Origin of the sequence: Blastococcus saxobsidens (assembly GCF_010682065.1) — a bacterium.
GTDB lineage: Bacteria > Actinomycetota > Actinomycetes > Mycobacteriales > Geodermatophilaceae > Blastococcus > Blastococcus saxobsidens_B.
In genome coordinates, this window is sequence record NZ_JAAGWG010000002.1 from 212655 (window position 1) to 226113 (window position 13459).

Here is a 13459-nt window from a genome sequence, read left to right on the forward strand (position 1 = left end):
TCGAGTGGAGGTTCAGGAGGCGGCGAGGCCCATCGGGCCGTAGGCCTTCTCCTCGCCGTCGAACAGCGTGACCGTGGCGACGCCGTTGTCGAGCAGCTCCCGCCAGTTCTCCCCGAGCCACGACTCCGCGTCGCTCTGGTTCTCGCACTCCGGGACCTCGACCCCGACCGAGGCGGGGTCGAGGGTGGATCCGGACGGGTCCTCGAGACGCCAGTGCCAGCTCATGGGGGCAGGCTAGCCGCGCGGGGCCGCCGTTGCGCCGATGTGATCGTCGCCGCCGGTTACCGGGCGATGCCCGGGGGCATGGCAGTCCACCGACTGCTTCCACCGGAGGACCCATGACCTCGCCCCGCCCGCACGGCACGTCCGGCGCCACCAGCGCCGACGTCGCTCCCCTGCCCGAGAACGCCTCGACCGGCCAGCTGATCGGCCAGCTCACCGAGCAGATCAGCCGGCTCGTCCGCGACGAGGCCCGGCTCGCCCAGGCCGAGGTGACCCAGAAGGCCAAGAAGCTCGGCGTGGGTGCCGGTCTCTTCGGCGGCGCCGGGCTGGTCGCCTTCTTCGGGGTCGCCGCCCTGATCACCGCCGCGATCCTCGCGCTGGCGCTGGTGCTGCCCGCCTGGCTGGCCGCGCTGATCGTCGGCGTCGTCCTCCTCGCGGTGGCAGGCGTCCTGGCGCTGATGGGGAAGAAGGACGTCCAGCAGGGCTCCCCGCCGGTGCCCACGGAGGCCATCGCCGGCGTCAAGACCGACATCGCGACCGTGAAGGAGAGTGCGCAGCGATGAGCACGCCCAACGGGTCCGCACCCGGCGACGGACGGACCGACAAGGGACCGACGGATCCCGACGAGATCAGGGCCGACATCGAGGCGACCCGCGCGCAGCTCGGTCGCACCGTGGACGAGCTGAGCCAGCGCCTCGACGTCCCCGCCCGCGCCAAGGAGAGCGCGGCGCGCGCCAAGGACACCGCCGTCGAGACCTACCGCGAGAGCCCCCCGGCGTTCGCCGGGGCCGGCGCGGCGCTGGCCGGCCTGGTGGGCCTGGTGCTGTGGCGCCGGCGGCGCGCGCGGCGGCGGGCCAGCACCGAGGAGCTGCTCGTCGGCGCCCGGGTCGGTGGCCGGCGCGAGGCCAAGCGGGCCCGCAGGGAGCTGGCCGCCCGGCGCACCGCCGCGCGGAAGGCCACCCGGAAGGCCGCCCGGAAGGCCGGGAAGGATGCCCGCACGACCACCCAGACGGCCGAGAAGCGGGTCCGTCGCATCGCGAGGAGGAAGCGTTGAGCAAGGGAGCCAAGTTCGCCTACCGGCCGATCGGCCTGCTGGCCGGCATCGTGGCCGGTTCGCTGAGCGGGATCGTCTTCAAGCAGATCTGGAAGGCGGTCGCGAACGAGGACGACGCCCCGTCGGCGCTGCAGAGCGAGTACCCGATGCGCGAGGTGGTGCTCGCCGCCGCGATTCAGGGCGCGATCTTCGCGGCCACCAAGGCGGCCATCGACCGGGCCGGGGCGCGCGGCTTCACCAAGCTGACGGGCAGCTGGCCCGGCGACTGACGTCCCCGGCGGCGGGCCGGGCATCCCCGGCCCGCCGGCCACCCACCCTTCCCGGCCGGACGACGGCCCCTGACCAGGGAGTAGCAGTGACCCGCACCCGCCCCCGCGAGAGCGCCGTCGACCGGATCCGCCAGCGCGTCGAGGAGAAGGCCGCCCGCCGCGCCGCAGCCGCCCGGACGACGGCCGACGGCGGCCCCCCGCCGGGCGCGAACCGGTTGCCTCCCGGCGCGCCGGCCCCCGAGCAGCTCCCCGGCATCGACGCCGACGCCCCCACGCAGATCCCGGCGCGGGGCTGGAAGCAGATCCTCAAGCGGGCGTGGGCGGAGAACAACGCCGACAACATGCCGATCATCGCCGGCGGGGTGGCGTTCTTCGGCTTCCTGGCGATCTTCCCGGCGCTGCTGGCGCTGATCTCCATCTACGGCCTGGTCTCCTCCCGCGAGCAGGCGGCCGCCCAGGTGGCGGAGTTCACCGCCGGTCTGCCCGACGCGGCCCGCGACCTGATCACCGACCAGGTCACGTCCATCACCGAGGCCGGCGGGGCGCTGACCTGGGGGCTGGTCCTGTCGACGCTGGCCGCGCTGTGGAGCGCCTCCGGCGGCGTGAACAACCTGGTCAAGGCGGTCAACATCGCCTACGACGAGGTGGAGACCCGCAACTTCGTCAAGCTCCGCGCGCTCTCCCTGGCCCTCACCCTCGGCGCCGTCGTCTTCGTCGTGCTGACCATCGGCCTGGTCGCGGTCCTGCCGGTCGTGATCGACGCGCTGCCGCTCGGCGCCGTCGGCAGCGTGTTCGCCGAGATCGCCCGCTGGGCGGCGCTGCTGGCCGTCGTCGCCGGGTCGCTGGCGGTGCTCTACCGGGTGGCCCCCGACCGGGACGCGCCGCGGCTGCGCTGGGTGAGCCTGGGCTCGGTCGTCGTCACCGTCGTCTGGGCGCTGGTCAGTCTCGGGTTCACCATCTACGTGAACAACTTCGGCAGCTACGACAAGACGTACGGCGCGATCGCCGGGGTCATCGTCCTGATGCTGTGGCTGTACCTCACCTGCTACCTGGTGCTGCTCGGCGCGGAGATCAACTCCGAGGCCGAGCACCAGACCGGCCACGACACCACCGACGGCGAGCCGATGCCCATGGGCGAGCGCGACGCGGTGAAGGCCGACACGCTCCCGGCGAAGGCCGAACCCGACAAGGGCGACGGCGACCCCACCCGCAAGAACGCGTCCTGACCCGAGCGCCGGGCCCTCGTCCGGCTCAGCGGACGTGCGACGGCACGAACGGCGGCCGCACCGCCTCCACGGCCAGGGCCCTCCCCCGGACGTCGACGGTCAGCAGGTCGCCCTCGGTGATCCCGGCGGCCCGGTCGAGCAGGGCCAGACCGATGCCGGCGCGCAACGAGGGCGAGAACGTCCCGCTGGTCACCGTGCCGACCGGGGTGTCATCGCCGCCCAGGACGGTCATGCCCGGCCGTGGGCTCTGCCGCCCCTCCGCCCGCAGCCCCCACAGCAGCCGGGCGGGCCCGCGCTCCTTCTCCGCCAGCAGCGCCGCCCGCCCCCAGAAGGCGGGCTTGGCCCAGCCGACGGCCCAGCCGGCCCGCGCCTGCAGCGGCGTGATGTCCCGGGACAGCTCGTGACCGTGCAGCGGGTAGCCCATCTCGGTGCGCAGCGTGTCCCGCGCCCCCAGCCCGCACGGGCGGATGCCGAGGTCCTGCCCGGCCTCCAGCAGGGCGTCCCAGAGCTCACCGGCCCGGCCGGCCGCCACCAGAAGCTCGTAGCCGTGCTCCCCGGTGTAGCCCGTGCGGCAGACGGTCACCTCGGCACCGCCGGCACCGGTACCGGCCACGAACGACATGTAGGGCAGCCCGCCCGGCACGCCCAGCAGCTCCAGCACCTGCAGCGACCGGGGCCCCTGCACGGCCAGGACGGCGACCTCGGTGTGCAGGTCGGTCACGGTCACCCCCGCGGGTGCCGCGTCGGCCAGCCGGCCCAGCACCTCGGCAGCGTTCGCGGCGTTGGGCACCAGCAGCACGTCGTCGTCCCCGCGCAGGTAGACGATCAGGTCGTCGACGACGCCCCCGTCCTCCTGGCAGCAGAGCGTGTACTGGGCCTGGCGGGGGCCGATGCGGGAGAGGTCGTTGGTGAGGCAGCCGTCCACGAGCGCCGCCGCCCCCGGCCCGCGGACCGTGCCGGTGCCCAGGTGCGAGACGTCGAAGAGGCCCACGCCGTCGCGGACTGCGGCGTGCTCGACCAGCACCCCCGCCCCGGCGTACTCGATCGGCATCGACCAGCCGCCGAAGTCGGCGACCTTGGCACCGGCCGCGACGTGCCGGTCGTGCAGCGGGGAGGTCAGCTGACTCACGCTGGCCAAGGTAGTGGCGGCTCCCCCTCCGAGGCTCGCCCCGAGCCGGGCGACGTGCTGGAACGGCCCGCCGTAGGGCCCCGGGCCGAGCCTGCGAGGCATGGGGGACGGCGGGTCCTTCTACGATCAGGCGGTGCCACCGACGATCTCCGCGACCGACCACCCGCTCGAGAAGCTGACCGCCGACGCCGTCGTCGTCGCCGTCGGCAAGGGTCCCGACGGACCCCTCCCCACTCCCGGCGCCGAGGCCGTCGACCGCCTGCTGGGCGGACGCCTCTTCGGCGCGCTGGCCGACCTGGGAGCCCGGGGCGGCGAGGAGGAGGTCACCCGGCTGCCCTCCTTCGGGCAGGGCCCGTTCCCCGTGGTCGCCGTCGTGGGCCTGGGCGCGCCCGACGCCGCCGGTGGCTACGCCCCCGAGGCCGTGCGCCGCGCCGCCGGTGCCGCCAGCCGGGCGCTGCGCGGTCGCCGCTCCGTGGTGACCCTGCTCGCCGCCGTGGGCGGCACGCCCGACGCCGACCGGCTGCACGCCGTCGGCGAGGGCTCGCTGCTCGGTGCGTACGAGTTCACCGCCTACAAGTCCGACCTGCCGGCCGATCGCCCGACGCCGCCACAGGACTTCACCGTCGTCGTCCCCGGCGCCGCCGCCGCGGAGACCGCGCTGCGGCGGGTCCGCGCCGTCGCCGACGCCGTCGCGCTCGTGCGCGACCTGGTCAACACCCCGCCGAACGACCTCTTCCCCGCCGAGCTGGCCGCCCGCGGTGCCGCCGCCGGCGAGAAGCTCGGGCTGGCCGCGGAGATCCTCGACGAGGACGCCCTGGTGGCCGGCGGCTACGGCGGCATCCTGGCGGTCGGCGGCGGGTCCAGCCGCAAGCCCCGGCTGCTGCGCCTGACCTACTCCGGCGCCAACGCGCGCAAGAAGATCGCGCTGGTCGGCAAGGGGATCACGTTCGACAGCGGCGGCATCTCGATCAAGCCCGCCGCGAAGATGGAGGACATGAAGAGCGACATGGCCGGTGCGGCGGCCGTGATCGCCACCGTGTGCCTCGTCGCCCAGCTCCGCCTGCCCGTCGAGGTCATCGCGACCGTCCCGATCGCGGAGAACCTGCCCAGCGCGACCTCCTACCGACCGGCCGACGTGGTCACCTTCCGCAACGGCAAGAAGGCGGAGATCACCAACACCGACGCCGAGGGCCGGGTCGTGCTCGCCGACGCGATCGCCCGCGCCGCCGAGGACTCCCCCGACGTCCTGCTGGAGACCGCCACCCTCACCGGCGCGCAGATGGTCGCCCTCGGCGGCCGCACGTCCGGCGTCATGGGCAGCGACGACCTCCGCGACGCCGTGGTCGCCGCCTCGAAGCGCACCGGGGAGGCCATGTGGCCGATGCCGCTGCCGCCCGAGCTGCGCCGTGGCCTGGACTCGACGGTCGCGGACATGGTGAACGCCAACGCCGACCGCCTCGGCGGCATGCTCGTGGGCGGCCACTTCCTGTCCGAGTTCGTCCCGGCCGGCCTGCCGTGGGCGCACATCGACATCGCCGGCCCGAGCTACAACACCGGCGCTCCGTGGGGCTACACGCCCAAGGGCGGCACCGGCGTGCCCGTACGCACCCTGCTCGCGACCATCGAGGCGCTCATCGCCGACTGACCCGCTTTTCCGCGGAAAAGCTCATGAGCTTTTCCGCGGAGAAGCGGGTCACTGGCCTCGCTTCTGGCGGGCGGACCAGTCGCGCATCCGCTGGGGGTAGCCGGTGACCTGCGCGTCGTAGACCGGGATGGTCAGCTCGCGGGACAACCGCCGGGCGACCTCCGGGCCGGCGATGCGACGGCGGGTCCACTCCCCGTCCGCGGCCACGAGCACGATCGTGGACTCGGTGACCGCGGTGCGCGGCTCCACGTAGCCCTCCACCCCGCGGCGGGTGGCGACGAACTGCTCCAGGTGGCTGAGGTCGGCGCGTTCCGACGCGCGGTCGAGGGTCGCCCGCCGGCCGTTCCCCCCGCCGTTCCCCTGCGCGCGGGCGCCTCGCCCACGCAGCCGGTCGAACAGACCCATGCGCCCTCCCCTGCCGCTACGGCGGCCGTGATCACCACGACGCTCGCGAGAGCAACGGTGCTCCCGGCCGGGTCGTTCCCGGAGTGGCAGGATGGGCACCAGCCCCCGCCCGCTCGAGCGGGGCCGCCGCCCGCCGCACCTGAGGAGCACCCGTGAGCGCACCCGCCTCCCCCGCCGACCTGGTCATCCTGGGAGGTGGCTCGGGTGGCTATGCCGCTGCCTTCCGCGCCTCGGAGCTCGGGCTGAACGTCGTCCTCATCGAGAAGGACAAGGTCGGCGGCACCTGCCTGCACCGCGGCTGCATCCCCACCAAGGCGCTGCTGCACGCCGGCGAGGTGGCCGACCTGGCCCGCGAGGGCGAGCAGTTCGGTGTGAAGACGTCGCTGGCCGGCATCGACATGGACGGCGTCAACAACTACAAGAACGGCGTCATCGCCAAGCTCTACAAGGGCCTGCAGGGACTGGTGAAGGCCCGCAAGATCACCTACGTCGAGGGCGAGGGACGGCTCACCTCCCCGACCACCGTCGAGGTGGACGGGCAGAGCTACGAGGGCAAGCACGTGCTGCTGGCCACCGGCTCCTACCCGCGCACGCTCCCGGGCATCGAGCTCGACGGCACGAAGGTCATCACCAGCGAGGACGCCCTCGAGCTCGACCGCGTCCCCAGCTCGGCGATCATCCTCGGCGGCGGCGTCATCGGCTGCGAGTTCGCCAGCGCCTGGAAGTCCTTCGGTGTCGACGTCACGATCGTCGAGGGCCTGCCGCACCTGATCCCGCTGGAGGACGAGTCCTCCTCGAAGCTGCTGGAGCGCGCGTTCCGCCGTCGCAAGATCGGCTTCGAGCTCGGCAGCCGCGTCGCCGGCGTGCAGACCACCGACAACGGCGTGAAGGTGACGCTGGAGAACGGCAAGGAGCTGGAGGCCGAGCTGGTGCTCGTCGCCGTCGGCCGCGGCCCGGTCAGCTCCGGCATCGGGTACGAGGAGGTGGGCGTGCAGATGGAGCGCGGTTACGTCCTCGTCGACGAGTACATGCGCACCAACATCCCGACGATCTCCGCCGTCGGTGACCTCGTCCCCACCCTGCAGCTGGCCCACGTGGGCTTCGGCGAGGGCATCCTCGTCGCCGAGCGGGTGGCCGGCCTCGAGCCCGCGCCCATCGACTACGCCGGCGTCCCGCGCATCACCTACTCCGACCCGGAGGTCGCCTCGGTCGGGCTCACCGAGGCCCAGGCCAAGGAGCGCTACGGCGAGGTCAAGACCCTCACCTACGACCTGGCGGGCAACGGCCGCAGCCAGATCCTGAAGACGACGGGCGCGGTCAAGCTCATCCAGTCCCCCGACGGCCCCGTCGTCGGCATCCACATGGTCGGCAGCCGGGTCGGCGAGCTCATCGCCGAGGCCCAGCTCATCTACAACTGGGAGGCCGAGGCCGACGACGTCGCCAGCCTCATCCACCCGCACCCGACCCAGAGCGAGGCTCTCGGCGAGGCCCACCTGGCCCTCGCCGGCAAGCCCCTGCACGTGCACGGCTGAACGATCCACTCCCCCATCCCCGCACCGCGCCAGAAGGAGCACTGCCCCGATGCCGACGTCCGTCACCATGCCCGCCCTGGGCGAGAGCGTCACCGAGGGCACGGTCACCCGCTGGCTCAAGCAGGAGGGTGACCAGGTCGAGGTCGACGAGCCCCTCCTCGAGGTGTCGACCGACAAGGTCGACACCGAGATCCCCTCGCCGGCCGCCGGCGTGCTGACCAAGATCCTGGTCGCCGAGGACGAGACCGTCGACGTCGGCGCGGAGCTCGCCGTCATCGGTGGCGAGGGCGACGGCGGTGGCTCGGCCCCCGCCGGCGACGCCGCCTCCGCGGACGACGACACCACCCCGCAGACGCCCGACCAGCAGGTCGAGGACGCCGATGGCGGATCCGAGCAGGAGCAGCAGCCTGCTGCCGAGCCCGAGCCGGAGCCCGCGCAGGCCTCGGGCGGCTCCGGCGGCGGCGAGGGCGGTGGCTCCGGCGGTGGCGAGGGCACCCCGGTGACCATGCCGGCGCTGGGCGAGAGCGTCACCGAGGGCACGGTCACCCGCTGGCTGAAGGCCGTGGGCGACGAGATCACCGCGGACGAGCCGCTGCTGGAGGTCTCCACCGACAAGGTCGACACCGAGATCCCCGCCCCGGTCAGCGGCACGCTGCTGGAGATCACGGTCAACGAGGACGAGACCGTCGACGTCGGCGCGCAGCTGGCAGTGATCGGCACCGGTGCGGCCGGTGGCGGGTCCGCCCCCGCGCCGAAGCAGGAAGCGCCGAAGCAGGAAGCGCCGAAGCAGGAGGCCCCTGCCGAGGAGAAGCCGCAGGCCGCACCGGAGGCCAAGCCGGCCGCCACCGCGACCGCGCAGCCCGGCGGCGACTACGGCGCCAGCGGTGCGCAGCCGGCCCAGTCCCCGACCTCGGCCCCGCCGCCCCAGGTGGCCCCGCAGGCACCCGCGGCCGCCCCGGCCGGCGACGGCGACGGCGACGGCGGAGGCGGTGGCGGTGGCGGTGGCGGTGGCGGTGGCGGTGGCCAGTACGTCACCCCGCTGGTGCGCCGGCTGGCGTCAGAGCACGGCGTCGACCTGGGCACCGTCTCCGGTACCGGGGTCGGCGGCCGGATCCGCAAGCAGGACGTGCTGGCGGCCGCCGAGAAGAAGGCGGCCCCTGCCGCCGCTCCCGCTGCCCCGGCCGCGTCGGGTGGCACGCGGACCCCGTCCCCGGCCGCCACGCCGGACACCTCCGTCCGTGGCCGCACCGAGAAGATGTCGCGGCTGCGCACGGTCATCGCCCGCCGCATGGTCGAGTCGCTCCAGGTGAGCGCGCAGCTGACCACGGTCGTCGAGGTCGACGTCACCCGCATCGCCAAGCTGCGGCAGCAGGCCAAGGCCGACTTCGAGGCCCGCGAGGGCGTGAAGCTGTCCTTCCTGCCGTTCTTCGCCAAGGCGGCGGTCGAGGCCCTGCGGGCGCACCCGACGGTCAACTGCTCGATCGACCAGGAGGCCGGCACGGTCACCTACCACGACACCGAGAACCTCGGCGTCGCGGTGGACACCGAGCGCGGTCTGCTGGTGCCGGTGATCCACGAGGCCGGAGACCTGAGCATCGGCGGGCTGGCCCGCAAGATCGCCGACCTCGCCGAGCGCACCCGCACCAACAAGGTGACGCCCGACGAGCTGGGCGGGGGCACGTTCACGCTGACCAACACCGGCAGCCGGGGCGCGCTCTTCGACACCCCGATCATCAACCAGCCGCAGGTCGCCATCCTGGGCACCGGCGCGGTCGTGAAGCGCCCGGTCGTCGTCCAGGACCCCGACCTCGGCGAGGTCATCGCCGTCCGGTCGATGGTCTACCTGGCGATCACCTACGACCACCGGATCGTCGACGGCGCCGACGCTGCCCGTTTCCTCACCACGGTGAAGGAACGGCTCGAGGCCGGACAGTTCCACGGCGAGCTCGGGCTCGCCTGATCGACGCCCGCTCGGGGCCCCGGTGACCACCGGGGCCCCGAGCCCGTTCTGCCCTGCTCACGGGTCCACACCGGGGAGTGCCGCATGAAGATCGCCGTCGCCGGGGCCTCCGGCCTGATCGGCAGCGCCCTGCTGCCGGCGTTGCGCGCCGACGGGCACGAGGTGGTGCAGCTGGTCCGGCGCACCCCGCGGACCACCGAGGAGCACCGCTGGGACCCGCAGCACCGCCGGATCGACGCGGCCGTCCTCGAGGACGTCGACGCGGTGGTCAATCTGGCCGGCGTGGGCGTGGGTGACCGGCGGTGGAACGAGAAGCACAAGCGGGCCGTGCTCAGCAGCCGCGTCGACACCACGACCACGCTGAGCGAGGCGCTGGCCGGTCTGGCCGCGGCGGACCCCGCCCGCTCCCGCGTGCTCGTCAACGCCTCCGGCGTGGGCTGGTACGGCGACACCGGCGACCGGGTCGTCGACGAGTCCGCTCCGGCCGGCGACGACTTCCTGGCCGAGGTGTGCGTCGCCTGGGAAGGGGCCACCCGTCCGGCCGCCGACGCCGGCGTGCGGGTGGTCCGGCTGCGCACCGGCCTCGTGCTGGCCCGCGGCGGCCTGCTGGGCCGGCTGCTGCCCATCTTCCGCGCCGGTCTCGGCGGGCGGCTCGGCTCCGGGCAGCAGTACATGCCCTGGATCAGCCTGGACGACGAGGTCGCCGCGATCCGGTTCCTGCTCACCCACCCGGTCAGCGGACCGGTCAACCTCTGCGGACCGGCGCCGGTGACCAACGCCGAGTTCACCGCGGCGCTGGGCCGGGTGCTGCACCGGCCGACGGTGCTCGTCGTCCCGCCACCGGCCCTGTGGCTGGCGCTCGGCGAGTTCGCCCCCGTCGGGGTCCTGGCCGGTCAGCGCGCCGTACCCGCCGCCCTCACCGACGCCGGCTTCCGCTTCACGCACACCGACGTGGAGTCCGCGCTGCGGGCGGTGCTGGCCCGGGGCTGACCCTCAGCCCACCCGCTCGGCGCCGTCGATGCGCCAGCCCTCCGGCGTCCGCACCAGCAGCAGCCTGACCTGGGCGTCGGCGCGGCCGGGAGCCGTGCGCAGCGTCGGCCCGTCCGGCACGTCGGCCGGGACGACGCGGTAGTCGGGCCACCGATCGGTGACGAGCAGCTCGGCCTGCGCCTCCGAGGCCTCGGTCACGACCAGCTCGACGACCTCGGGCGCGAACCTGCTCAGCACCTCCCCGGCCGACGCCAGTGCCCGGACGTGCTCCTGGTCGGCGGCCAGCAACGCGCTGCCGGCCGTGTGGACGGAGGCGAGCCGCTCCGCCCCCTGGCCGGTGAAGGCCTCGGAGCGGCGCTGGTACAGCACCTCCACGAGCGCGCGCCACTCCTCCGGCGTCCGTGGCGTCGCACCCTCCGGCACACCGCCGGTCGTCGGCGCGGCGTCCTCGGCCGGGACCTCCCGGGACGGCGACGGCTCGCCCGCAGCTGCCGGGGCCGGCGCCGTGGCGGCCGCGACGGACTGTCCGCCGCCGGTCCCCTCCTCGCCCCAGCGCCCGCCCACCCATGCGGTGAGCGCCAGCGCGCTGAGCACGGCGGTCGCGACGAGCAGGCCGCGGACGACCGACGGGCGGGCGACGGAACGCAGCCGGCTCCCGGCGTGACGGCCGCGCTGAGAGGTCGCGACCACGGGGGCCGGCCGCGGCCGCCGGCCGGGGACCACGTGCGTCACGGCCGTCCGCACGTCCGGGCGCCCTGCCTGCGACGCCACCGCGGAGAGCGCCACCGGGGCCGCGGCACACGCGTGCCGGAGGTCGAGCGCGAAGGCCGCCGCCGTCCCGCGCGCGTGCGGATCGGCCGAGAGCCCGCGCCGGACCACCTCGACCAGCGCCGGGGGTGCTTCCGGCGCGAGCTCCGCCACGTCCGGCAGGTACCCGTCGGCGGCGACCGCGAGGGTGTCCCCGGGGGTCGCGGCGTTCCACGGGGCGACGCCGGTCAGCGCGTGGAACGCCGCCGCGGCCACCCCGAAGACGTCGGCGGCCGGGCCGGGCGCGGCCCCTCGGGCGACGACCGGGTCGACGTAGGCCGGGGTCACCTCCGCGGGCGCCGCATCCCCCAGGACGCGCGCCACCCCCAGGTCGGTGAGCACCGGCCGGCCCTCGGCGGTGAACAGCACGTTGCCCGGGGAGAGGTCGCCGTGGACGACCCCGTGGGCGTGGGCGTGCGCGAGCGCCGAGGCCACCGGCGCGATCGCGGTGACCACCTCGCCCGGGGTCAGGCGCCCCCGCCGGGCGAGGAGGCCGGCGAGGCTGCCCCCGGCGAGCAGCTCCAGGACCAGCGCGACCCGGGGCACACCTCCGCGGCGCGGCTGGTGGACCACCTCGACGAGCCGCACGAGGTGCGGGTGGTCCAGCTCGCCGAGCAACGCCGCCTCCCGCGCCTGCCGTTCCGGGTCTCCGGCCACCAGCACCTTGACCGCCACCGGGTCGCCCCCGCCGCGCGGGACCGCCCGCCAGACCTCCCCCGACCCGCCACGGCCGAGGGGTTCCTGAAGCGTGTAGCCGGGGACGACGGGGGGCACCGGGGTCGGGTCGGCGGCGGGCATGACGGGCACCGTAGACGGGATCGGGTGGCCGCCGTTCCGGTTGTCCACAGGTCGCACCGGTGGTCCGTCCCGCCTGGGAGCTGTGCGCCGGTTACCGTCGGGCGGTGTCCACGCCGCAGCAGGCCGAGGTCGTCGTGGTCGGGGCCGGGCTGGCGGGGCTGTCCGCGGCCTCCCGGCTCGCGGCCGCCGGGGTCGACGTGCACGTGCTGGAGGCGTCCGGTCACGTGGGTGGACGGCTGGCCACCGAGCGGATCGACGGCTTCGTCGTGGACCGCGGCTTCCAGGTGTTCAACACCGGTTACCCGCGGGCGGCCGACCTCGACCTCCCGGCCCTGGAACTCGGCTGGTTCGAGCGGGGCGCGATCGTCCGGGCCGGGGGCCGCGCGCACCCGGTGGTCGACCCCCGCCGCCGCCCCGGGTCCGCGCTCGGCACGGCGACGGCGCCCCTCGGCGGCCTGCGCGAGAAGGCGGCGCTCGTCGCCTTCTCGCTCCGCGCGGGCTACGCCCCCGTCGACCGGCTGCTGGCCCGTCCGGAGACGACGGCGGCGCAGTCCCTCCGCCGGGCCGGCGTGGGCGACGCCGCGATCGAGCGGTTCCTCCGGCCTTTCCTCGCCGGCGTCCTGCTGGAGGAGGAGCTGGCCACCTCCAGCCGGTACGTCGACCTGCTCTGGCGCAGCTTCGTGCGCGGTGCCACCGGCCTGCCCGCCTCCGGGATGCAGGCCATCGGCGAGCAGCTGGCCGGACGCCTCGACCCCGGCCGGGTGCACCTGGGCACCCCGGTGCGCTCGGTCGCCCCCGGCACGGTCGGCACCGACGACGGCCCCTGGTCGGCCGGAGCCGTCGTCGTCGCGACGGATCCGGGGACGGCGGCCGGCCTCCTCCCCGCCGTGGAGGCGTCCGCGCCGCGGCAGGTGACCACCCACCTGCACGTGCTCCCGGAGTCCCCCTGGCCCAGTGCGCTCATCGTGCTCGGGCAGCCCGACGGACGGCTGGTCAACTCGGCCGTCGTGTCCGATGCCCAGCCGCGCTACAGCCCCGACGGCCGGGCGCTCGTCGCCAGCTCCACCCTCGGGCCGACCCGGGAGACCGACGTCCGCGGCGAGGTCGCGGCGGCGCACGGCGTCTCGCCGTCGGAGCTGGAGCACCTGACCACGGTGACCGTTCCGGGGGCGCAGCCGGCCGCGCTGCCCCCGCTGCAGCTGCGCCGCCCGGTCGACCTGGGCGACGGCGTCTACGTCTGCGGGGACCACCGGGACACCCCCTCCATCCAGGGCGCCATGGCCAGCGGCGCCCGGACGGCGCGCGCCGTGCTCCGCGCACTGCGGCCCACCAGGCCCGGCACCACGGGGAACGGCTGACACCCGCGCCCGCGGTCGAGGTCCGGGATCGAGAGGCCGGATTCCGAGGACCGCGCCAGCGGCG

The 13459-nt window shown here is 75.2% G+C and carries 13 protein-coding genes; 9 read left to right on the forward strand and 4 right to left on the reverse strand.

Going from position 1 to position 13459, the window contains the following annotated elements:
- Positions 1-12: 12 nt before the first annotated feature.
- Entirely contained in the window at positions 13-225 is a 213-nt protein-coding gene (locus tag GCU60_RS02110) for a hypothetical protein (RefSeq protein ID WP_163201965.1), read from the reverse strand.
- A gap of 113 nt (positions 226-338) precedes the next feature.
- Here GCU60_RS02110 and GCU60_RS02115 point away from each other — a divergent pair, with 113 nt between their 5' ends.
- The 4 genes from GCU60_RS02115 (at position 339) to GCU60_RS02130 (ending at position 2771) form a co-directional block, all read left to right on the forward strand.
- Complete coding sequence (locus GCU60_RS02115; RefSeq protein ID WP_163201966.1) at positions 339-785, forward strand: phage holin family protein; 447 nt, start codon at positions 339-341, stop codon at positions 783-785.
- A complete protein-coding gene (locus GCU60_RS02120) occupies positions 782-1276 on the forward strand; it encodes a DUF3618 domain-containing protein (protein ID WP_163201967.1) in 495 nt (164 codons plus the stop codon). The genes GCU60_RS02115 and GCU60_RS02120 overlap by 4 nt, the downstream gene beginning before the upstream one ends.
- Positions 1273-1545: a DUF4235 domain-containing protein gene (locus GCU60_RS02125; protein WP_163201968.1), complete on the forward strand. Its 273-nt coding sequence runs from the start codon at positions 1273-1275 to the stop codon at positions 1543-1545. Before GCU60_RS02120 ends, GCU60_RS02125 begins: the two co-directional genes overlap by 4 nt.
- Before the next feature lie 86 nt (positions 1546-1631).
- The gene (locus tag GCU60_RS02130) at positions 1632-2771 is read left to right on the forward strand and encodes a YhjD/YihY/BrkB family envelope integrity protein (RefSeq protein ID WP_163201969.1); all 1140 of its coding nucleotides are present in this window, start codon (positions 1632-1634) and stop codon (positions 2769-2771) included.
- A gap of 25 nt (positions 2772-2796) precedes the next feature.
- On the opposite strand, the gene gcvT is transcribed toward GCU60_RS02130, so the two are convergent.
- Positions 2797-3900 (reverse strand): glycine cleavage system aminomethyltransferase GcvT, encoded by a 1104-nt coding sequence (gcvT, locus tag GCU60_RS02135; protein WP_163201970.1) that lies wholly within the window; start codon positions 3898-3900, stop codon positions 2797-2799.
- 133 nt (positions 3901-4033) lie between these two features.
- On the opposite strand from gcvT, the gene GCU60_RS02140 reads away from it, so the two are divergent.
- Positions 4034-5545 carry a leucyl aminopeptidase gene (locus tag GCU60_RS02140; RefSeq protein WP_345770330.1) on the forward strand — a complete coding sequence of 504 codons (1512 nt, stop codon included), beginning with the start codon at positions 4034-4036 and terminating at the stop codon, positions 5543-5545.
- 48 nt (positions 5546-5593) lie between these two features.
- Here GCU60_RS02140 and GCU60_RS02145 read toward each other — a convergent pair whose 3' ends face one another.
- Positions 5594-5950, reverse strand: a complete 357-nt coding sequence (locus GCU60_RS02145; protein WP_204261219.1) for an oxidoreductase — start codon at positions 5948-5950, stop codon at positions 5594-5596.
- A 152-nt stretch (positions 5951-6102) separates the two neighbouring features.
- On the opposite strand from GCU60_RS02145, the gene lpdA reads away from it, so the two are divergent.
- The 3 genes from lpdA (at position 6103) to GCU60_RS02160 (ending at position 10432) form a co-directional block, all read left to right on the forward strand.
- Positions 6103-7482, forward strand: a complete 1380-nt coding sequence (gene lpdA / locus GCU60_RS02150) for a dihydrolipoyl dehydrogenase (RefSeq protein WP_163201972.1) — start codon at positions 6103-6105, stop codon at positions 7480-7482.
- 49 nt (positions 7483-7531) lie between these two features.
- Positions 7532-9442 carry a 2-oxoglutarate dehydrogenase, E2 component, dihydrolipoamide succinyltransferase gene (sucB, locus tag GCU60_RS02155; protein WP_163201973.1) on the forward strand — a complete coding sequence of 637 codons (1911 nt, stop codon included), beginning with the start codon at positions 7532-7534 and terminating at the stop codon, positions 9440-9442.
- 84 nt (positions 9443-9526) lie between these two features.
- Complete coding sequence (locus GCU60_RS02160; protein ID WP_163201974.1) at positions 9527-10432, forward strand: TIGR01777 family oxidoreductase; 906 nt, start codon at positions 9527-9529, stop codon at positions 10430-10432.
- A gap of 3 nt (positions 10433-10435) precedes the next feature.
- On the opposite strand, the gene GCU60_RS02165 is transcribed toward GCU60_RS02160, so the two are convergent.
- Positions 10436-12037: a serine/threonine-protein kinase gene (locus GCU60_RS02165; RefSeq protein ID WP_163201975.1), complete on the reverse strand. Its 1602-nt coding sequence runs from the start codon at positions 12035-12037 to the stop codon at positions 10436-10438.
- Between the two features lie 59 nt (positions 12038-12096).
- Between GCU60_RS02165 and GCU60_RS02170 the strand changes: the two genes are divergently transcribed.
- Entirely contained in the window at positions 12097-13395 is a 1299-nt protein-coding gene (locus GCU60_RS02170) for an NAD(P)/FAD-dependent oxidoreductase (protein WP_345770331.1), read from the forward strand.
- The last annotated feature ends 64 nt before the right edge of the window (positions 13396-13459 follow it).

Coding starts and splice junctions, on each gene's coding strand:
- GCU60_RS02110 (WP_163201965.1), bottom strand. CDS start 225: ATGAGCTGGCACTGGCGTCTCGAGGACCCGTCCGGATCCACCCTCGAC.
- GCU60_RS02115 (WP_163201966.1), top strand. CDS start 339: ATGACCTCGCCCCGCCCGCACGGCACGTCCGGCGCCACCAGCGCCGAC.
- GCU60_RS02120 (WP_163201967.1), top strand. CDS start 782: ATGAGCACGCCCAACGGGTCCGCACCCGGCGACGGACGGACCGACAAG.
- GCU60_RS02145 (WP_204261219.1), bottom strand. CDS start 5,950: ATGGGTCTGTTCGACCGGCTGCGTGGGCGAGGCGCCCGCGCGCAGGGG.
- sucB (WP_163201973.1), top strand. CDS start 7,532: ATGCCGACGTCCGTCACCATGCCCGCCCTGGGCGAGAGCGTCACCGAG.
- GCU60_RS02160 (WP_163201974.1), top strand. CDS start 9,527: ATGAAGATCGCCGTCGCCGGGGCCTCCGGCCTGATCGGCAGCGCCCTG.
- GCU60_RS02165 (WP_163201975.1), bottom strand. CDS start 12,037: ATGCCCGCCGCCGACCCGACCCCGGTGCCCCCCGTCGTCCCCGGCTAC.